The organism is uncultured Martelella sp. (assembly GCF_963677965.2).
Lineage (GTDB): Bacteria > Pseudomonadota > Alphaproteobacteria > Rhizobiales > Rhizobiaceae > Martelella > Martelella mangrovi.
Genome location: NZ_CAXXFM010000001.1, coordinates 1,699,033 through 1,718,646, shown reverse-complemented (window position 1 = coordinate 1,718,646; position 19,614 = coordinate 1,699,033). Strand labels below are relative to the sequence as shown.

21 protein-coding genes are annotated in these 19,614 nt (G+C 62.0%); 9 read left to right on the top strand and 12 right to left on the bottom strand.

Translation table 11 applies throughout. The features are described from left to right. Positions 1 to 39: 39 nt before the first annotated feature. Positions 40 to 522 carry a protein-export chaperone SecB gene (secB, locus tag ACHZCU_RS08175; protein ID WP_106309203.1) on the bottom strand — a complete coding sequence of 161 codons (483 nt, stop codon included), beginning with the start codon at positions 520 to 522 and terminating at the stop codon, positions 40 to 42. Positions 523 to 669: 147 nt separating this feature from the next. After that, entirely contained in the window at positions 670 to 1,230 is a 561-nt protein-coding gene (locus ACHZCU_RS08170; protein ID WP_319518373.1) for an FxsA family protein, read from the bottom strand. A gap of 141 nt (positions 1,231 to 1,371) precedes the next feature. Between ACHZCU_RS08170 and ACHZCU_RS08165 the strand changes: the two genes are divergently transcribed. From ACHZCU_RS08165 to gyrB, 5 genes are all read left to right on the top strand, one after another. Next, positions 1,372 to 2,073 (top strand): Tim44/TimA family putative adaptor protein, encoded by a 702-nt coding sequence (locus ACHZCU_RS08165; RefSeq protein WP_319518372.1) that lies wholly within the window; start codon positions 1,372 to 1,374, stop codon positions 2,071 to 2,073. A gap of 66 nt (positions 2,074 to 2,139) precedes the next feature. Next, positions 2,140 to 2,733: a Smr/MutS family protein gene (locus tag ACHZCU_RS08160; protein WP_106309194.1), complete on the top strand. Its 594-nt coding sequence runs from the start codon at positions 2,140 to 2,142 to the stop codon at positions 2,731 to 2,733. Then, positions 2,705 to 3,067: a helix-turn-helix transcriptional regulator gene (locus ACHZCU_RS08155; protein ID WP_319519766.1), complete on the top strand. Its 363-nt coding sequence runs from the start codon at positions 2,705 to 2,707 to the stop codon at positions 3,065 to 3,067. Before ACHZCU_RS08160 ends, ACHZCU_RS08155 begins: the two co-directional genes overlap by 29 nt. A 217-nt stretch (positions 3,068 to 3,284) precedes the next feature. Next, positions 3,285 to 3,491, top strand: a complete 207-nt coding sequence (locus tag ACHZCU_RS08150; protein WP_146132340.1) for a hypothetical protein — start codon at positions 3,285 to 3,287, stop codon at positions 3,489 to 3,491. Between the two features lie 325 nt (positions 3,492 to 3,816). Continuing rightward, complete coding sequence (gene gyrB, locus ACHZCU_RS08145; RefSeq protein WP_319518371.1) at positions 3,817 to 6,252, top strand: DNA topoisomerase (ATP-hydrolyzing) subunit B; 2,436 nt, start codon at positions 3,817 to 3,819, stop codon at positions 6,250 to 6,252. 77 nt (positions 6,253 to 6,329) lie between these two features. On the opposite strand, the gene ACHZCU_RS08140 is transcribed toward gyrB, so the two are convergent. The 5 genes from ACHZCU_RS08140 to ACHZCU_RS08120 all read right to left on the bottom strand — a co-directional run bounded on the left by ACHZCU_RS08140 (position 6,330) and on the right by ACHZCU_RS08120 (position 10,662). Next, positions 6,330 to 7,067: an ABC transporter permease gene (locus tag ACHZCU_RS08140; RefSeq protein ID WP_106309185.1), complete on the bottom strand. Its 738-nt coding sequence runs from the start codon at positions 7,065 to 7,067 to the stop codon at positions 6,330 to 6,332. Next, positions 7,064 to 8,002 carry an ABC transporter ATP-binding protein gene (locus ACHZCU_RS08135; RefSeq protein ID WP_319518370.1) on the bottom strand — a complete coding sequence of 313 codons (939 nt, stop codon included), beginning with the start codon at positions 8,000 to 8,002 and terminating at the stop codon, positions 7,064 to 7,066. Before ACHZCU_RS08135 ends, ACHZCU_RS08140 begins: the two co-directional genes overlap by 4 nt. Continuing rightward, a complete protein-coding gene (locus ACHZCU_RS08130; protein WP_319518369.1) occupies positions 7,999 to 9,201 on the bottom strand; it encodes an ABC transporter permease in 1,203 nt (400 codons plus the stop codon). The genes ACHZCU_RS08135 and ACHZCU_RS08130 overlap by 4 nt, the downstream gene beginning before the upstream one ends. A gap of 345 nt (positions 9,202 to 9,546) precedes the next feature. Continuing rightward, entirely contained in the window at positions 9,547 to 10,464 is a 918-nt protein-coding gene (locus tag ACHZCU_RS08125; protein ID WP_319518368.1) for an ABC transporter substrate-binding protein, read from the bottom strand. 54 nt (positions 10,465 to 10,518) lie between these two features. Next, positions 10,519 to 10,662, bottom strand: coding sequence for a hypothetical protein (locus ACHZCU_RS08120; protein WP_319518367.1), 144 nt, complete (start codon positions 10,660 to 10,662; stop codon positions 10,519 to 10,521). A gap of 241 nt (positions 10,663 to 10,903) precedes the next feature. On the opposite strand from ACHZCU_RS08120, the gene ACHZCU_RS08115 reads away from it, so the two are divergent. From ACHZCU_RS08115 to ACHZCU_RS08105, 3 genes are all read left to right on the top strand, one after another. Next, on the top strand, positions 10,904 to 11,362 hold the full coding sequence (locus ACHZCU_RS08115; protein WP_319518366.1) for a host attachment family protein: 459 nt from the start codon (positions 10,904 to 10,906) through the stop codon (positions 11,360 to 11,362). Positions 11,363 to 11,546: 184 nt separating this feature from the next. After that, positions 11,547 to 12,689, top strand: coding sequence for a fumarylacetoacetate hydrolase family protein (locus tag ACHZCU_RS08110; protein WP_319518365.1), 1,143 nt, complete (start codon positions 11,547 to 11,549; stop codon positions 12,687 to 12,689). 48 nt (positions 12,690 to 12,737) lie between these two features. Further along, positions 12,738 to 14,258: an aldehyde dehydrogenase (NADP(+)) gene (locus ACHZCU_RS08105; RefSeq protein WP_319518364.1), complete on the top strand. Its 1,521-nt coding sequence runs from the start codon at positions 12,738 to 12,740 to the stop codon at positions 14,256 to 14,258. Positions 14,259 to 14,368: 110 nt separating this feature from the next. Here ACHZCU_RS08105 and ACHZCU_RS08100 read toward each other — a convergent pair whose 3' ends face one another. Continuing rightward, positions 14,369 to 15,448, bottom strand: coding sequence for a glycosyltransferase (locus ACHZCU_RS08100; protein WP_319518363.1), 1,080 nt, complete (start codon positions 15,446 to 15,448; stop codon positions 14,369 to 14,371). A 268-nt stretch (positions 15,449 to 15,716) separates the two neighbouring features. Here ACHZCU_RS08100 and ACHZCU_RS08095 point away from each other — a divergent pair, with 268 nt between their 5' ends. Continuing rightward, the gene (locus ACHZCU_RS08095; RefSeq protein WP_319518362.1) at positions 15,717 to 16,433 is read left to right on the top strand and encodes a Crp/Fnr family transcriptional regulator; all 717 of its coding nucleotides are present in this window, start codon (positions 15,717 to 15,719) and stop codon (positions 16,431 to 16,433) included. Between the two features lie 13 nt (positions 16,434 to 16,446). On the opposite strand, the gene ACHZCU_RS08090 is transcribed toward ACHZCU_RS08095, so the two are convergent. The 4 genes from ACHZCU_RS08090 to ACHZCU_RS08075 all read right to left on the bottom strand — a co-directional run bounded on the left by ACHZCU_RS08090 (position 16,447) and on the right by ACHZCU_RS08075 (position 19,537). Continuing rightward, complete coding sequence (locus ACHZCU_RS08090; protein ID WP_106309166.1) at positions 16,447 to 16,725, bottom strand: HPr family phosphocarrier protein; 279 nt, start codon at positions 16,723 to 16,725, stop codon at positions 16,447 to 16,449. 8 nt (positions 16,726 to 16,733) lie between these two features. Further along, positions 16,734 to 17,135, bottom strand: coding sequence for a PTS sugar transporter subunit IIA (locus ACHZCU_RS08085; protein WP_106309163.1), 402 nt, complete (start codon positions 17,133 to 17,135; stop codon positions 16,734 to 16,736). Between the two features lie 168 nt (positions 17,136 to 17,303). Then, positions 17,304 to 17,798 carry an HPr kinase/phosphorylase gene (locus ACHZCU_RS08080; protein ID WP_319518361.1) on the bottom strand — a complete coding sequence of 165 codons (495 nt, stop codon included), beginning with the start codon at positions 17,796 to 17,798 and terminating at the stop codon, positions 17,304 to 17,306. Further along, positions 17,795 to 19,537 (bottom strand): sensor histidine kinase, encoded by a 1,743-nt coding sequence (locus ACHZCU_RS08075; protein ID WP_319519765.1) that lies wholly within the window; start codon positions 19,535 to 19,537, stop codon positions 17,795 to 17,797. Before ACHZCU_RS08075 ends, ACHZCU_RS08080 begins: the two co-directional genes overlap by 4 nt. Positions 19,538 to 19,614 lie beyond the last annotated feature (77 nt).

Below are 19,614 nucleotides of genomic sequence, written 5' to 3'. Positions count from 1 at the left end.
CTCGGCGGCCGGGTTTTTTTGAATGATCGCGTGCCCTGCTCAGTTGGCGGGCTGCTGCACCTTGGCGCGGGCCTGTTCCTCGGCCATGCGCTTCTGGAACATCTGTGCAAAGTCGATCGGGTCCACCAGAAGCGGCGGGTAACCGCCATTGCGGGTGGCATCGGCCACGATCTGGCGGGCAAACGGGAACAGCAGGCGCGGGCATTCGATGAACAGCATCGGCAGCACATGCTCCTTGGGGAAGTTCGCGACCCGGAAGACGCCGCCATAGACCAGTTCGCACAGGAACAGCGTCTTGTCGTTGGACTTGGCTTCGGCTTTCAACGAAAGGAGAACATCGTAATTGTCTTCGCCAAGCGGATTGGCATTGACGTTGACACTGATGTTGATGTTCGGCTGGCCGTCACGCTTCTGCAGCGAAGCCGGGGCACCGGGATTTTCGAAGGAAAGATCCTTGATGTACTGGGTCAGAATGCTCAGCGAAGGGCTTTCCTTTTTCTCCGCACCATTTTCTTCTGCCATTTCGCGTCCTTTCGAGTGGGGCAATTTGGGTTGCCAGTTAGCATTTAGGGAGCCGCCGCACAACCCTCGGGCGGGCCGCCGAAAAGCCCGCAGCACAGGGCGTGGGGCGATTGCGGCCGGGCGGTCTCGGCAAATGCAGCAGACAGGCTAACGGTCCTTGCCGTTGCGTTTGTCATCATCGTTGCGGTCATCGTCCAGCCGGTCATGTTCGGCCCAGGGCGAATCCGGGTCGCCGGAGCCGGAGGAAAAATCCTCGGCATCGAGATCGACCACGGTCGGTCCCTTGCCGCCCGGCTTGCGCGGTCCGCGCGCACCGCCCGGTCCGGGGCCAGCGCGAAAGAAGCCGGAGCCCTGTGAGACCACGACCATGTTCTTGCTGATCCGCCGCCACACGAAATCCCTGAATGGCGGGATGAACAGCAGGAAGCCGATAATGTCGGTGACGAAGCCGGGGATCAGCAGGAGAATGCCCGCAAACACGATCATCGCGCCATGCACCATCTCGCGGCCCGGATCGCCGCCGTCGCGCACATCCGTCTGCAACCGCTGCAGCACGCCGAAGCCCTGGATGCGCAGAAGGATCGCACCGATGACGGCGGTAAGGACGATCAGCCCCAGTGTCGGAAACAGGCCTATGGCGCGACCGACGATGATGAATCCGGCGATTTCCACGAAAGGGAAAAGGATAATAGTAATCAGAAGCGGCAAATCGGTTTCCTGTTCGGTCCGTCTTTGGTTATGATCATGACGAAATGAACGCCTTCATCCGAAGTGTTACATTTGAATCATGGCCCTGTGAAGTCTATATGGGGGTGGGAAACAACAAGGAAAACGGCGGTTAACACCAAAATGGGCACAAGCGATCTGATTACACTCTTCTTCCTGATTGCTGCGGTGGTGATTTTTTTTCAGCTCCGCAATGTTCTGGGCCGCCGTACGGGCAATGAGAAACCGCGTTACGAGCAAAGCCCGATGCGCTCGCGCACCGATGCGACGGATGACGCCCGTCCGGAGAGCAATGTGATCACGCTGCCTGGCGCGGAAAAGGACGACAAGGCCGCCCGCATGGCCGCTGTCGACAAGATCGCGCCGGAAGGAAGCGCGGTCAATACCGGGCTCAGGACGATTGTCGAAGCCGACCCGCAATTCGACCCCGATGCGTTCCTCAAGGGCGCGCGTTCGGCCTATGAGATGATCGTCATGGCCTTTGCCGATGGCGACCGGCGTACGCTGAAGAACCTGCTGTCCAAGGAAGTCTATGAGGGCTTCAACACCGCGATCAGCGAGCGCGAGGCGGCCGGCGAATCCGTCAAGGCAAGCTTTGTCGGCATCGAGAAGGCCGATGTCACCGAGGCGGAAGTTGAAAAGACCGAGGCCCGGATCACGCTTCGGATCGTCAGCCAGATGATTTCCGCGACCTATGACAAGGATGGCGGGATTGTCGACGGCGATGCCGAGCAAATCGCCGAAGTCCGTGATCTGTGGACCTTTGCGCGCGACACGCGGGCGCGGGATCCGAACTGGAAGCTGATCGCCACGGCCTCCGAATAGGTCTTGTTTCTGTCCGATGAAAGCGGCGCCCGAGCGCCGCTTGTTTTGCCGGGAGTTTCTGTCAAGATGAGCCGCCGGAAGCTCTCGTCCGAAGAACGGGAATTGTGGAACAAGGTCGCCCGCACCGCGCGGCCACTGCCCGGCAAAAAGCTGGAAAAGCCCGTCGCACGCGCGGAAAGTTTTCCCGACCTGATGAATGGCATTGCCGCCGATGGCAAAAAGGCCGACACAGGAAAAACCAGCGTTTCACCCCTCGCCTTGCCGAAAAAACAGGCGCAGGATCAGGTCCGCAGGCACCATCCGCTCGAGCGGCCCGTCAAGCGCAAGCTGGCCAACGGGCGGCTGTCGATTGATGCCAGGATTGACCTGCACGGCCTGTTTCAGGACGAGGCGCATGCGCTGCTTCTGGCGTTTCTGCGCCGCGCACATGACAGGGGGCATCGGCATATTCTGGTGATCACCGGCAAGGGCGGGTCGATCGGCAGTGATGGCGTGTTGAAACGATCGGTGCCGATCTGGTTTTCGCTGCCGGACTTCAGGCCGCTGATTTCTTCCTACGAGACGGCGGCCCGGCAGCATGGCGGCGAGGGCGCGCTTTATGTGCGCCTTGCCCGGAGAAAGGGACATGAGCATGACGCCGTTCGGAGAAGCCGTTCGTAAGCTGAGGGCAGAGCGCGGCGTTTCGCAAAAACAGATGGCCGAAGCCATCGGCGTGTCGGCGGCCTATCTGTCTGCGCTCGAACACGGGCGGCGCGGCAAGCCGAGTTTCGATTTCCTCCAGCGCGTCGCCGGTTATTTCCACATCATCTGGGACGATGCCGAAGCATTGTTCGCCATCGCTGACCAGTCGGACCCGCGCGTGGTGGTCGACACCGCCGGTCTGCCGGCCGCCCACACCGCCTTTGCCAACCGGCTTTCGCGAGTCATCGGCCAGCTCGACGAGGAGACGATCGGTGCACTCGATTTATTGGTCGACCAAAAACTGGCGCGTTAAGCCCGAAAAATGACGATTTGCACGGGATTTGAGGGAGATCAAGGAAGAATGCGGTCCGCTTTACTAGCCTGAAACTGCATTCGGGGCCTCGATACAGCTTCTGGCCAAGAGGTTCTTCTGCATCCGGCCCTGCAAGTTTCGTATGGAGCCTCGAATGCGAAAGACGTTTCCCGCCTGAAGCGCCTCCCAAAACGCCAAGTATCCCATGGAGAAGGAAATGGCCCTGATGGCCGCCCATTCCGATCGTGTACGCAGTACCGCTGCCAAACTACCCTCGACCAACCAGATCATTCGTGACAGCTATCTCTACCTTCATTGGAACGGTATCCTGACCCATGACAGGGCCGAACACGAGATGGCAACGTTCGCCGATGCGGCGCTGATTGAACCCAGCGAACGCTGGATCCGCCGCAAGGCAGGCTGAGCCCGCTCAGGCGCTGTCGCAATACTGAACCGAAATTTCCAGGCGGCGCTCCCCGTGAGGAGCGCCGCCTTTGCCGTGTTTTGCGGGACTGAAAGGGCACTTTCCGGCAAAAACCGCCTGTCTGCGGCACCCCATTGCTGCCGGCTGTGTCAGGGCTTGCGGGCGCGTCATTGAAACGGGCTAGGTTTATCCCCAATTTGGCTGTAAAAGGGGCCGCAGAGATTTGAGCGGAAACGGCTTTTCCCCTAAGCTCGACGCTTGAAAAAGCAGTGATTCGGCGTGTTTTGAGCCGCCGTACCCCTGACACATTCGGAAAGACCTGTTGATGAGCGAAACACCAGAAACAGCCGTCGGCCTTCCGGCCGAATACGGCGCCGATTCGATCAAGGTTCTCAAGGGCCTCGACGCCGTGCGCAAACGTCCCGGCATGTATATCGGCGATACGGATGATGGCTCGGGTCTGCATCACATGGTCTACGAGGTGGTCGACAACGCCATCGACGAGGCGCTTGGCGGCTATGCCGACCTTGTGACCGTGACCCTGAACCCCGACGGCTCTGTCTCCGTGACCGACAATGGCCGCGGTATTCCCACCGATATCCATACCGGCGAGGGGATTTCGGCAGCCGAAGTGATCATGACCCAGCTGCATGCGGGCGGCAAGTTCGACCAGAACTCCTACAAGGTCTCCGGCGGCCTGCACGGCGTGGGCGTTTCCGTGGTCAACGCGCTTTCGGTCTGGCTGAAGCTGAAGATCAAGCGCAATGGCAAGCTGCACGAGATTTCGTTCACCCATGGCGTTGCCGACAAGCCGCTGGAAGTGATCGGCGATGCGGGCGACGAGACCGGCACGGAGCTCACCTTCATGCCGAGCCATGAAACTTTCACCATGGTCGAATTCGACTATGACACGCTGGAAAAGCGCCTGCACGAACTGGCCTTCCTGAATTCCGGCGTGCGCATTCTTCTGACCGATAACCGCCATGCCGAACCGGTCTCCAAGGAAATGCATTATGACGGCGGCCTGGCCGCCTTCGTGACCTATCTCGACCGTTCGAAAAAGCCGCTGGTTGACGAGCCGATCGCCATTTCCACCGAGAAGGACGGCATTACCGTCGAGGTGGCGATGTGGTGGAACGACAGCTACCACGAAAATGTGCTGTGCTTTACCAACAACATTCCCCAGCGTGACGGCGGCACCCACATGGCCGGTTTCCGCGGCGCGCTGACCCGGCAGATGGTGTCCTATGCCGACACTTCCGGCATTCTGAAGCGCGAAAAGGTGACGCTGACCGGCGATGACTGCCGCGAGGGCCTGACGGCTGTACTTTCGGTCAAGGTGCCGGACCCGAAATTCTCCTCGCAGACCAAGGACAAGCTGGTCTCCTCCGAGGTGCGTCCGGTGGTCGAAAGCTGTGTCAACGAGGCGCTCGGCCAGTGGCTGGAAGAGCATCCGAACGAGGCCCGCGTGCTGGTCACCAAGGTTGCCGAAGCCGCTTCCGCCCGTGAGGCGGCGCGGCGTGCGCGCGAACTGACGCGGCGCAAGGGCGCGCTCGATATCGCCTCGCTACCGGGCAAGCTTGCCGACTGCTCCAACCGCGATCCGTCGAAATCCGAACTGATCCTGGTGGAGGGCGATTCCGCCGGTGGCTCCGCCAAGCAGGGCCGTTCGCGCGAAACCCAGGCCATCCTGCCGCTGCGCGGCAAGATCCTGAACGTCGAACGCGCGCGTTTCGACAAGATGCTGTCGAGCCAGGAAATCGGCACGATGATTACCGCACTCGGCACCGGCATTGGCAAGGACGAGTACAATCCGGAAAAGCTGCGCTACCACAAGATCATCATCATGACCGATGCTGACGTGGACGGCGCGCATATCCGCACCCTGCTTCTGACCTTCTTCTTCCGGCAGATGCCGGAGCTGATCGAGCGCGGGCATCTCTATATCGCCCAGCCGCCGCTCTACAAGGTAACGCGCGGGAAATCGACGCAATACCTGAAGAACGAGCAGGCGCTCGAGGATTACCTGATCGATCAGGGCCTTGAGGATGCAGCCCTGCACCTGGCTTCCGGCGAGGTGCGTGCCGGAGCGGATTTGCGTCAGGTGATCGTCGATGCAATCCGCATGCGCAACCTCATGGAAGGCATCCATTCGCGTTACGACCGCGCAGTGGTCGAGCAGGCGGCCATTGCCGGCGCTCTCAACGCCGAACGGGTGACGGATCAGGCGGAAGCCGAGCGCCTTGCCGCCGATATCGCCGCCCGGCTCGACGTGATCGCCGAGGAAACCGAGCGCGGCTGGGAAGGCTTCGTGCGTGACGATGGCGGACTGCGCTTCGAGCGCACGGTGCGCGGCGTCAAGGAAGTCGCCTCGCTCGACATGGGGCTGATCGGCTCGACCGATGCGCGCTATATCGACCAGATGCAGCAGCGCCTGTTCGATATCTACGACAAGCCGCCGCTCCTGCACCGCAAGAATGGCGACCTCACCATCTACGGCCCGCGCGCCATGCTGGAAGCCGTGTTCGAGGCCGGACGCCGGGGACTGACCACACAGCGCTACAAAGGCCTCGGCGAAATGAATGCCGAGCAGCTCTGGGAAACCACGATGGATCCCAATGTCCGCTCGCTGCTGCAGGTGAAGGTGTCGGACGCCACCAGCGCCGACGGTCTGTTCTCGCGCCTGATGGGCGACGAGGTCGAACCGCGCCGCGACTTCATCCAGGACAACGCGCTTTCGGTGGCCAATCTGGATATCTGACGGGATCCGGCCTGCTTCGCGGGCCATCCGGATACGCTTTCAATATCGGGCGATGGCTCAGCCATCGCCCGTATTTTTTAAGTACGGCCGGTGCGTCGCGCGATTGCCCGCTCGAACATCACGAACGTGTCGTAAATCAGAAGCGCCAGCACGCCGACCACAAGCCCGCCCTGCAGAACGAAAGCGGTGTTGTTCGACAACAGCCCGGCGATGATGACCTCGCCAAGCGTCTTGGCCGCGACTGTCGAGCCGATCGTGGCCGTTGCCAGCGATATCACGACCGAAAGGCGGATGCCGGCCAGAATGACGGGAAACGCCAGCGGAAACTCGACCTGTGTGAGACGCTGTAACCCGGTCATGCCGACCCCGCGCGCGGCCTCGGACACATTGCCCGGCAGGTTGGTCAGCCCCGTCAGTGCATTCTCGAAAATCGGCAGCAGGCCATAGAGAAACAGCGCAATCAGCGTCGGTATCGGGCCGAAACCGAACATCGGCACGGCCAGCGCCAGCACGGCGACGGGCGGAAAGGTCTGGCCGATATTGGCGATCGAGCGCGACAGCGGCAGGAATTCCTCACCGAAGGGCCGGGTGACGATGATGGCAAGGCTGACGGAAAACAGCGTTGCCGCAACGGTTGCCACGCCGACAATGGCGAGGTGGCTGAGTGTCAGCGACAACAGGCTGGTCTGGGTATAGATCGCGGGTGCGCCATTTTGCGTGAACGGCCGGAATACCGGGGCGAAGGCTTCCGGAAAGACGATAAAGGCGATCAGCAGCGCAAGAAGCGCCAGACGGATGAGGACCGGGGCTTTCATGATGACGGTCCTGCGGCACGGCGGATCAGGGCATCGCGGGTGACCCGGCCGATCACCCGGCCATCGCGCTCGACGGGCAGCGCGTTGCGGCCGGACCACAAGGTGGCGGCAAGCGCGTCCTTCAGGCTTGCCGTCGCCGGGATCGGTTCGCCGTCCGCCGGTCCGTCCTCGAGAAGGTTTTCGCAGGCCTCGAGCGAAAGCATGCGGAATGCCTTGTCGCCGGTGCCGAGCAGCTCATTGACGAAATCGCTTGCCGGATCGGTGATGATCTCGGCGGCGCGGGCATATTGCTCGAGCCTGCCCTCATGCATGACGGCGATCCTGTGGCCGAGCAGAATGGCCTCGTCCATGTCATGGGTGACCAGCACGACCGTGGTGGAAAACCGGCGCTGAATGTCGAGCAGGTCTTCCTGCGCCTTGGCGCGGATGATCGGGTCGAGCGCGCCGAAGGGTTCGTCCATCAACAGCACGGCCGGTTCCGCCGCCAGCGCCCGGGCCACGCCGATGCGCTGCTGCTGGCCGCCGGACAGTTCATGCGGCATGCGGTCGCGAAAGGCTGATGGCTCCATGCGAAACAGCTCGAGCAGTTCATCGACGCGGGCATCGCGCCTTTTCCTGTCCCAGCCGAGAAGCTTGGGCACGGTGGCGATGTTTTCGGCCACCGTGCGGTGGGGAAACAGGCCGTGGCCCTGAATGGCATAGCCGATGCCGCGCCTGAGTTCGTAATCCGGCAGTTCGCGGTTGTCGCGCCCGTCGATGCGCACTGTGCCGGCGGTCGGTTCCACAAGCCGGTTGATCATCCGCATCAGTGTGGTCTTGCCGGAGCCGGAGGTGCCGACAATGGCTGCAAGCTCGCCGCGCTCGACGGTGAGCGAGACATTGTCGACGGCGCTGTAGCCGTCATAGACCTTGGTGATACCCTCGATCTCGATCATCTCCGGCTTCCTTTTCTGGCGCTGCCCTGGCTGATTTCAACAAGCGCATCGAGAATGATGGCCGCGGCGAAGGCCATGCCGACAACAGGCAACGCGCCCAAAAGCACCAGATCGGTCGCCGTCTGGGTAATGCCCTGAAAAACGAACGTGCCATAACCCCCGCCGCCGATCAGCCCGGCGATCACGGCAAGGCCGATATTCTGCACCAGCACGATGCGGATGCCGGTGAGGATGACGGGAAAGGCGAGCGGCAATTCCACCTGAAAAAGCTGTTGCCGGCCGGTCATGCCCATGCCGCGGGCGGCCTCGCGCGCATCGCGGGGAACACTGTCGAGACCGGCAACCGTGTTGGAGACAACCGGCAGCAGCGAATAGGCAAACAGGGCGACGATGGCCGGGGCAAAACCGATGCCGGCAATGCCGAGTTCGGCTGCCCCCGGCACATTGCGGCCGACCCAGGCCAGCGGCGCGATCAAAAGGCCGAACAGCGCGATCGACGGGATCGTCTGCAGCACATTCAGGCTGTTCAATATGGTGGCGCGCACCTTGGGCACGCGAAAGCACAGGATTCCGATGGGAATGCCGGCGGCGGCAGCTGCGGCCAGCGAGCCGAAAGCCAGTTCCACATGGGTGCGGCCCTCGCGCCAGAAGGCATCGGCGCGGTTATTGTATTCCTTCAAGATCGAAAGATCGTTCCACGCTCCCGACCACAGCAGAAGCCCGATGGCCGCTGCCGCAACCAGCAGAAATCCGATCCGCACCATCGGCGGCAGCGCCTTGCGCACGATGGCATCGGCCATGGCGATGGAAAAGGCAAACAGCAGGATCCAGAAGCTCGCGCCCGGCGAGACGCGGGCATAGGGATTGTCCGACGGCATCAGATAGTAACCGGCCCGTCCGACCATCAGCGCCAGAACGGCGATGGCGGCAATGGACACGGCAAGCCGGAGATTGACCGGCGTCCTGAACAGGATGACGGTAATGGCGGCCAGCATGGCAACAACGAGGGCGACGGCCTGCCAGAGCGGCATGGCCGACCAGACCATCACATTGTCGGCGGCAACGATGCGGTTTGCGCGGAAAAGCGCAAACGGCTGAAGAAAGAGCGCCAGCAGCGCAATCGCCGTGACGATGACGCCGAGCTTGTCCAGCTTTCCGGCGACCCGGCCCTGCTTTCGGTATTCGCTGATGGCTGTCATGCCATGCCTTTCGGCCGTCGGTTGGTTATCCCGCGAGGGCGGGGTGGTGGAATGCATGTCTTCGATCGCCTCCATTGAGGAGGAGACGATCGCATGGCTGGGCCGCACAGCCCCCAAGTCTTCTCGCCCCGGAGGGGAGAGATGTCGCGACAGCGACAGTGAGGGGGGAGGCTATCCACACGGACACCGTCACGATTTCGAAACGCTGCTTCACCCTCACTGCCCCTTTCGGGGCATCTCTCCCGCAAGCGGGAGAGAGTATATGGAGCGAAATTGCCCGCCCCACACAATCGCCGGCTCCTGACGAGAGCGATTGCTTTGGGGGCTCTGCCGCCGATTCCGGCCTTACTTCAAAAACCCGTTCGTTGTCAGATAGTCCTTGGCAACCGCATCGGCCGGTTCGCCGCCGACCTGGACGCGGCCGTTGAGGTTCTGCAGGGTTTCAAGCGTCAGACCTTCGAAGATCGGTTTCAGGATATCGGCAATCTGCGGATATTCCTCGAGCCGCACTTCGCGGATGATCGGGGTGGGAAGGTAGACCGGCTGAACGCCCTTGTCGTCCTTCATCACCGTCAGACCCGAAGGGGCGATGCCGCCGTCGGTACCGTAAACCATGGCGGCATTGGCGCCGGAGGTCTGCTTGGCGGCGGCGGCAATGGTGGCCGCCGTGTCGCCGCCGGAAAGCTGGATCAACTGGCCGGAGGCCAGGTCGAAATCATAGGCTTTCTCAAAGGCGGGAAGGGCCGCCGGCGAGGTGACGAATTCGGAGGATGCGGCAAGTTTCACCGTGCCGCCATCGGCGACATAGGCGCCGAACTCGCTCATGGTCGACAGGTTGTTCGGCTCGGCGACATCCTTGCGTAGCGCAATCGCCCAGGTGTTGTTGGCCTCCGCCGGGGTCAGCCAGACGATCTTGTTGGCGTCGTAATCGAGCTTCTTGGCCTCTTCATAGCCGGCTTCGGGCTTGTTCCAGACCGGCAGGTCGGTCTTGTTGAAGAAGAAGGCGGCATTGCCGGTATATTCCGGATAGATGTCGATCTGGCCCTGCGTGATTGCCTGACGCACGATCGGCGTGCCGCCAAGCTGGATCTTGTTTTCGGTCGGAATGTCGTTGGCCTGAAGCGCCTGAATGATGATGTTGCCGAGAACGCCGCCCTCCGTGTCGATCTTGGAGGAAACCACGACCGGATCGGCCGCGGCGGTTCCGGCAAACGCGAAGGCGGTGATCGCGAGCGCGCCGGTCAATGTAGCAAGTCGTTTCATGATGTGTCCCTCTCTTGCCAGTCCTTGCGGACCCCTGAATGATCGCCTGCGACCTCAAACCTCCACAGACGGTGCGAGTGCGAAAAAGTCATCGAGCAGGGCAAGCATCGCCTGTTCGATCAGTCCGGGCAATATCGCGTCCGAGCCGGGGTCCTCCTTGATCAGCTCGACCGCGCGCCAGGACAGCCTGCCCTTCACATAGGGCGCGTCATGCGATCTGACGATAGCATAGACCAGATTTGCAACACCGCGCGGGACATTGCCGAAAAATATCCACGACCTGTTCCCACTGCAGCGCCTTTAAGCCCGACGCATGGCAGAGGACCGTGCGGGTAAAAATGACAAAACGCAAATTATGCCATCTTTTTGAGGAACAACGTTTCCGTCTGATCGGTTGCTGTTCAGGCATGTCATCGGCATTTACAAAGGAGGTTGGCTTATGGCCATGTTTAAAGTTCCGTCGAAATCCTGGGTGATCGTGTGCGATGGTGCGCAGGCGATGTTCATGGAAAACATCGGTGATGTCGAGCAACTGAAGCTGCGCGTGGCCGAGCGCTTTGCCCAGAATAACGCGGCATCGCGCGAGATCGGAACAGACCGGCCCGGCCGTTCGCATTCCTCGGTCGGCGACGGTCGCAGTGCCATGGAAGAGACCGACTGGCATGAACAGGCCGAGCAGGACTTTCTCAAGGGTGTGGCCGAACGCCTCAACGCGCTGGTCTATGACAAGACGATCGAGGATTATGTGCTGATCGCGCCGCCGTCTGCGATCGGCGTCCTGCGCCCGTATCTCACACAGCAGACCAAAGACACGGCGCGCACCGAAATTCAGAAGGAACTGGCCAACCAGCCGGTTGCCCAGATCGAAAAACACCTGACCAGGCTCAAGGTCGCCTGAGCCGCGGCTGACCGGCGGTGCCGGAAAATCTTTCGGCCGGGCGCAGAACGGTCCGGCCGGTTGCCTTTCCTCAACGAATTTCGCCGGAGACTGGAAACCCGTCTGATTGTCGCTTAAGTGTGAACAGACGTTGGGTCCGGGACGGAAACGGCGTTCATCGCGCCGGACACGGGGGAATTTGGGCATGGCAATCATTGATGATGAAAACGGCGTCTGGCTCGGACGCGTTTTTCTGCCCGAGGCAAAAGGGCCGGCCGTCGTAACCCTGCGCGGCGGCGCGGTTTATGACATCACGTCCGAGGTTGCGCCGCTTGTGCGCGATATCTGCGAGATGGACGATCCGGCGGGTTATGTGATCGAGGCCCCCGGTTTCCGGCTTGGCATGCTGGAGGAAATCGCCGAAGCCGCGCCCGGCGATGAGAGCCGTATCCACTTTCTGTGCCCCTCGGACCTTCAACCCGTCAAGGCCTGCGGCGTTACCTTTGCCCGCTCGATGGTCGAACGGGTGATCGAGGAAAAGGCGGCGGGTGATCCCGGCAAGGCAGAAGCCATTCGTGCGCGTATCGGCGCGGCCATCGGCGACAGCCTGAAGAACATCGAAGCAGGGTCCAGGGCAGCCGAGGCCGCCAAACAGGCGCTGATCGGCGAGGGGCTGTGGAGCCAGTATCTCGAGGTCGGTATCGGCCCGGATGCGGAGGTATTTTCCAAGGCACAGGCGCTTTCGGCCGTGGGGCCGGGCGCCGAGGTCGGCCTGCATCCGGCATCGCACTGGAACAATCCTGAGCCGGAGGTGGTTCTCGCCGTGTCGTCTGCCGGCAGAATTGTCGGCGCAACGCTTGGCAACGACGTCAATCTTCGCGATATCGAGGGACGTTCGGCGCTGCTGCTCGGCAAGGCGAAGGACAATAATGCATCCGCATCGATCGGCCCGATGATCAGGCTCTTCGATGGCGAGTTCACGCTCGACGATGTCCGCCGCGCCGAACTGACCCTGACAGTCGAGGGAGAAGACGGCTACACGATGACGGGGCATTCATCGATGGCGGAAATCAGCCGCGATCCCGAAGCCCTGGTCCGCCAGACCATTGGCCGGCATCACCAGTATCCCGACGGCTTCATGCTCTATCTCGGCACGCTGTTCGCCCCGACCGAAGACCGCGATCTGCCGGGTGAGGGCTTTACCCACAAGCCGGGCGACAGGGTGGCGATTTCCGCGCCCGGTCTCGGCTGCCTTGAAAACACCGTCCGGCTTTCGACGGAATGCGCGCCCTGGACATTCGGCGTGCGCGCGCTGATGACAAACCTTTCCGAACGCGATCTCATTTGAACCGGCATTGTCCGGGTATTGAAGAATAACTCCCGAGGAGAATTCACTATGACTTTTGAACCGCATGGCAAACATCTGATCGGTGGCGAATGGCTGGCGACGGATGTTACCTTCACATCCCGACCCGCCAGCGGCGAGCCGCTCGAATTCTGCGAAGCCAATGAAAAGCGGATCGATCAGGCCGTCAAATCCGCCGAGGCGGCGTTCTGGACCTACGGCTATTCGACCCGGCAGGAGCGTGCGGCGTTTTTGAACAAGATTGCCGACGAGATCGAAAAGCGCGGCAGCGACATCACCGAAATCGGTTCGGCCGAAAGCGGCCTGCCCGCCGGGCGCCTCGAGGGCGAGCGCGGGCGCACCACCGGTCAGTTGCGTCTGTTTGCACGCCATATTCTCGATGGGGACTATCTTGATCGCCGGCATGATCCCGCCAATGCTGATGCGACGCCGCCCAGCCCGGACCTGAAAATGGTACAGCGGCCGATCGGTCCGGTTGCCGTTTTTGGCGCGTCGAATTTCCCGCTGGCGTTTTCGACCGCCGGCGGCGATACGGCGTCTGCACTGGCTGCCGGCTGCCCGGTTGTCGTCAAGGGGCACCCGGCCCATCCCGGCACGGCCGAGATCGTGGGCGAAGCGATTGCCGCGGCTGCGGAAAAATGCGGCATTCATCCGGGCGTGTTCTCGCTGCTGCAGGGCGCATCCCGCGAGGCTGGTTCGGCCCTTGTCACCCATCCGCTGATCAGGGCGGTCGGCTTTACCGGATCGCTTGCCGGCGGCCGGGCGCTGTTCGACCTCTGCGCCCAGCGCGACGAGCCGATTCCGTTCTTCGGCGAGCTTGGCTCGGTCAATCCGAATTTCCTGCTGCCCGATGCTCTGGCAAACCGCGGTGAGGAAATCGCCAAGGGCTGGGCCGGTTCGCTCACCATGGGTGTCGGCCAGTTCTGCACCAATCCCGGCATCGCAATCACGCTGGCGGGGCCGGAATCCAACCGTTTTGCCGAAGCGGCCGCAAAGGCGCTTGGCGAGGTCGGGCCGTCGGTGATGCTGACCGAGGGCATTGCCGATGCGTTCCGCCGCGGACGCACGGAGATTGCCGGAACAGACGGCGTCAAGACGCTGGTGCAGGCCGCCTGCGAGGGGCGCGAGGGCGCACCGGCGCTGTTTACCGTCAGCGGCAAGGATTTTCTCGCCAATCCGGCGCTGGCGCATGAGGTTTTCGGTCCGCTCGGCATCGTGGTGATGGCGGCCAATGCGCAGGAGATGCGCGCCATCGCCGAACGGATGGAGGGGCAACTCACCTGCACGCTGCATATGGACGACGACGACACCGAATTTGCCCGCAGCCTGGTGCCGATGCTGGAGCGCAAGGCCGGCCGCCTGCTGGCCAACGGCTTTGCCACCGGCGTTGCGGTGGCCGATGCCATGGTCCATGGCGGACCCTATCCCGCCTCGACCAATTTCGGCGCCACATCGGTGGGCACCATGGCAATCCGCCGCTTCCTGCGCCCGGTCTGCTACCAGAGCATGCCGTCGGCTCTCCTGCCAGAGGACCTGCGTCACGTCGGCTGAGGCGGCCGGAACCACAGCAAAACGCCACGCATCGTGACCGGTGCGTGGCGTTTTTGCATTTGAAGAAGAAACCGCGGCGGGTCACCGGATCGCGGGCGACGGACGGCCGGTTATTTTTCCGGCGCTGCCGCCGGTCGGGATGAAAGGCCGTGCGGCACGACACCTGGCGGATTCGGCCTGCCGAGCGTTCTTTCCCCGAGCTTTTCATGCCATGCGGCGGCCACGGCCGTCATCCGCAAGGCAGGCGGCACGTCGATTGCCGGCTGTGCAAGGCGCCACATGTCGAGCCGTTCGCCAACGGCCTTCAGGTCATTGGTATCCAGCGTCTGCCCGGCTGTTCCGGCAATTTCATCATGGGCGCCGAGCCCCTTTTGGGCGATGACCGGCGTGCCCACGGCATTGGCTTCGGCAAGCAGCATGTTGAACGGGTCGTCGTGGCGGGTTTGCGGGTAGAAAACGCAGAGCGAACGGCGCATCTGCTCGATCATAGCGCTTCTGGAAAGCCGTCCGAGAAAGTTCACGCCGGACGGCGGGAAGCTGCCCGACCACACCGGGCCGGCAGGTTCGGCAATATCGAGCTGGAGGGCTGGCCGGTCCTGTCTGACGGCGTTGAATGTCGCCAGAATTTCGGAAATTCCCCTCAGCGGCATGCCGGGAAACAGCAGCCGGTCGTGGTCGCGCGGGGTATTGTCGGCCACAAGATCGTCTTCGACCGGCGAATAGATCCAGCCGATTTTCGGCAGGCGGCGGTTTTCCGGAACAAGAAAGCGGGTGACATGGTCTGCATGGGCGCGCGAGGCGCAGATGATCTCGATACCCGCATCGGCCAGCGCTTCGCCCATGCGGCGGTTGTGGCGGCCGGGATGGGCGTGTGACCAGAGATATACCGGGCAGTTGGCGTTGAGCTTGCGCGCCTTCAGCGCGGTCTTCCAGGAATTGATGACAATGATGCTGTTGACGCCGGCGAGATTTGCGGCACTGACGGTATCGAGCGGCCGGTAGAGGCCGCAGTCGTCGCGGTCCATGTCAAGCCGGCCATTCTGGTAGAAATGGAAATGAAAACTGTCACTGAGGGCCTGTACAACCCTGAGAACAACGGCTTCGGTGCCGCCGACCTGTTCGGTGTCGAGTGCTTTTGTGGTTGAGGGCGTCAGGCAGAATGGATCGATAATGGCTATGGCGGAGGACACTTGATGCGTCCCCTTCCGCCGCGTTGGGCGGGCTTCGGACATGAAGGGTCTCCTCGTGGTAACCCCGTATCTGACCTGTTTGGCCTGTGCCTGCATTAAACTGGTTTGAAATCGGACGATTTTGTTAAATAAAGTCACCAGCTGCACAAAACCGGTCAGTTTTCCGTTGCGGTGGCGGCCCCGGCACGCCATTTTTGCCGGGATTTGAATCTCTTTGGGCGTCTTGCCGCATTTTGGGAGGTTGGGGAAGATGAGCCAGGATAGCTGTTTGACGCAGAAACTGTCGCATTATGCGCCGCTCAGTCCGTGTTCGCTGGACAATATCGCGCGTCTCGAGCGCGAAGAGCGGGCGTATCAGAAGGGTGTTGAAATTCACCAGGCCGGTGAGCGCAACGCCAATCTCTATGTGGTCCGGCACGGCTGGCTCTACAGCTATGCCGACATGAAGGACGGCAGGCGGCAGATTGTCGAAATCCACCATCCGGGCGATATCATCGGCTTTCCCGATATCGCGTTTAATGAACGCACCACGGTTTTGCGGGCCGCGGAGGATGTTCTGCTCTGTCCGTTCCCGAAAAAGGATCTGGATGAGGTGTTCACCAGCGCGCCGCAGCTGGCGGCCCTTCTGTTTGCGCTTGCAGTGCGCAACCAAGTGGTCCTCACCGACTTTCTGCGGGCCAACGGCCGGATGAACGCGCGCGAGCGGATCGCCTATTTCCTGCTTGATCTGATGGCCCGCCTGCGGATTGCCAACAAGATGATGACCACCACCTTTCGGCTGCCGCTTAACCAGACGGAGATTTCCGACGTTCTGGGGTTGACCAATGTCTATGTCAGCCGCTCCTTCACGGCGCTGCAGAAGGACGGGCTGATCCGGCGTGAAAACGGTACGGTCGAAGTGCTGAAGGAAGACGAGCTGGTCCGGCTCTGCGATTTCGTCGACCACCATACCCGCATTGACACGAGCTGGTTTCCGGCCGGCTGAAGGACTCTCTACTCTAGTGCTCCTCGCCGAACCGGTTGGCCACAAGCGCCTCGATGGCATCAAGCGCGGCCTGTGCATCGGGGCCGGCCGCTGAAACGATAATCGTGCTGTCAATGCTGGCAGCCAGCATCATCAGCCCCATGATCGAGGTGCCGCCAACCGTCATCCCGTCCTTGGCAACGCTGACGGATGCACTGAATTGTTCGACCGTCTGCACGAATTTGGCGGAGGCGCGGGCGTGGAGCCCCCTGCGATTGACGATCGTGAGTTCACGCGAGACCGGTTCTTCCATCGATGCTGTTATTTCCCGCTCAGGACGCGGCTTGCGACATTGATGTAGCGCCGCCCGGCATCTTCCGCCTCGGCAAGCGCCTTGGCCATGTCATTATCGGCACGCACCGCCACGAGTTTGATCAGCATCGGCAGGTTGACGCCGGCAATCACCTCGATCGTACCGTTGTTCATCACCGAAATAGCCAGATTGGAGGGCGTGCCGCCAAACATGTCGGTCAGGATGATCACCCCATTGCCGCTGTCGACATTGCCGACGGCGTTGAGGATGTCGTCGCGGCGCCGGTCCATGTCGTCTTCCGGGCCGATCGAAACGGTCTCGATGGCGTCCTGTGGCCCGACAACATGCTCAACCGCCAGCCGGAACTCGTCCGCCAGGCCGCCATGGGTCACAAGCACCAGTCCGATCATCTTCACCCTGCTCCTTACACAACAATCAACCTTGTCCGCCTTCTTTCGCATCTTGTCGAAGCGGGCGCGAAGTGCAAGCCAAAACGGCTAAAATACCACATGAAAACAGACGGGCGGATGGCGATGATGCAAGGCGACCACAAGCCGGCAACGAGATGACTCCTGGTATTACGGATCTTCTCCGGCTGGCGAAGGCCGTGCAGGGCGCCCGGTCTCAAGGCCGGGGCACAACGCCAGAAGCTTTGAAAGCGGATCGGGCGCGGGCCAGCGCAGGAAAGCCTGCGGCAGGAAGATGCCCGCGCCGAGGTCGAACCGGCTGTCAAACGGCGGCAGCCGGACGGCGTTTTCGGCGGATACCGGGGTGAGCGCAAAATCCATGACGGCGCAGTCGAGATGCTCAACAGGTGCAAGACCGGAGCCGCGGATTTCGATCAGCCCGGCAATCGCAGGCGGCGTGGCGGCAATCACCCGCCCCCCGGCCGACGATATCAGCACCTGATCATCCGAGACCAGCGCGGAAAAAAGCCCGTCCCGGCGGGCGGCGTGCAGCAGGGCAAGCGCCAGCTCGCTCTTGCCGGCGCCGGACGGCCCGCAAATCAGGATACCGGTGGAGCCGAGGACGATCGCGGTCGCATGCCGGTTGGCATTCTGCAGCGCCGTCATTGCGCCTTGCCGCCGGCAGCCGGCAGGGTGAGGGTGAAGCGGGCGCCCTTGATGTTGGTGTCATCGGGGTCGTCGCCGGCATCGCTATCCGGGGCACTGTCCGGATCGATGATGTTTTCCGCCGTCAGCGTGCCGCCATGGGCTTCGGCGATCTGGCGGGAAATGGAAAGGCCGAGGCCGGAATTCTGCCCGAAGGCCTCGCCGTCCGGGCGGTCGGTGTAGAAGCGCTCGAAAATACGTTCCACCGCATCCGGGCGGATGCCGGGTCCGTTGTCGTCGACGGTGATGATGATCTGGTTGCGCGCGCGCGTCAGCGTCACATCGATGCGGCCGCCGGTTTCCGGCACGAAGGAACGGGCGTTTTCGATCAGATTGGTGACGATCTGGCCGATCCTGAGGTCATGACCGAATGTCTCGAAAGCGCCCTTGCTGTGGTTTTCGGGGCTGATGGAAAAGCCGATCTCGACCGGCTTGTGGCGTCGCCCGGTCTCGCGCGAAATGGTGATCAGGTCCTTGAGCAGGACCTCCGCGTCAAAGCGCTTGGCGTCTTCGCGCGCCAGTTCGGCATCAAGCCGCGATGCATCGGAAATATCGCTGATCAGCCGGTCGAGACGGCGCACATCATGCTGGATGATCTCGGTCAGGCGGGCCTTGGACTCTTCCGTCTTGGCAAGCGGCAGGGTCTCGACCGCGCTTCGAAGCGAGGTCAGCGGGTTTTTCAGCTCATGGGCAACATCGGCGGCGAAGCTGTCGATCGCATCAATCCGGTCGTAAAGCGCCGTGGTCATTTCCCTCAGCGTTGTGGAAAGGTGCCCGATCTCATCCTGTCGGGCCGAGAAATCAGGGATTTCCTCGCGTTCGCGCGGGCCGCCGCGACGCACCCGGACCGCAGCCTCCGACAGGCGGCGCAGCGGGCTTGCGATCGTCGACGACAGCATGAAGGACAGGATCATGGTGACCAGCGCCGTGACGCCGAAGACGCGGATGATCGCGATCCGTTCGGCGTGGACGATCTTGTCGATGTCGCCGGCCTGGGTGGACAGCAGCAAAACGCCGAGCACGGCGCGAAAACGCTGGATGGGAACCGCCACGGAGACGATCAGCCGGCCCTTGTCGGTCACCCGGACGACGGCCGAGCGCTGGGCATCGAGCGCCTTGGTGACTTCCGGATAGATTGAGCCATCGCCGCCGGGGGCCTCTTCATAGCGCGGCAGGTTGCCCGGCTGCAGGAACCGGTTCATCAGATTGCCGAGCCTGTCGGAAATGCTTTCCGTCGTCGTCTGCGCGGTGTCCGGCAGATCGTAGCGCAGCACCTGCCCGCGCGAATAGAGATAACGTGAATCGAGGATCAGATTGGCATCGGGATCGTAGATCCGGGCGCGTGTACGGGTCGGCGAAATCAGCCGCCTCAGGATCGGCGCGACCTTTTCCGGGTTGAGGGGAAAACGCAGATCCTCGTCGCTGGAGGTGGGCCGCGCGCTTTCGCCGGCCTGCAGTTCCAGAAGCTTCTGCGGGTCGATCGTCATCGTATCGGTTTCGACCGAGGCCGATGAGGCGATCGCGCCGGCGATGATCTCGCCCTGGGTCAGAAGGCTTTCAACGCGGGCATCGATCAGCCCTTCACGGAACTGGTTGAGATAGAGAATCCCGCCGACGAGAAAGAACAGCGCCAGAAGATTGAAGAACAGGATACGCCAGTTGAGGCTGGAAAACACCGTCGACGCCAGAACCCAGCGCATCACCGCAAACGGCTTGCGCCAGCGCCTGCCCGGCTTCCTGCTCTCGGCTTTATCGCTGGTGTTCGTCAATCTTCGCC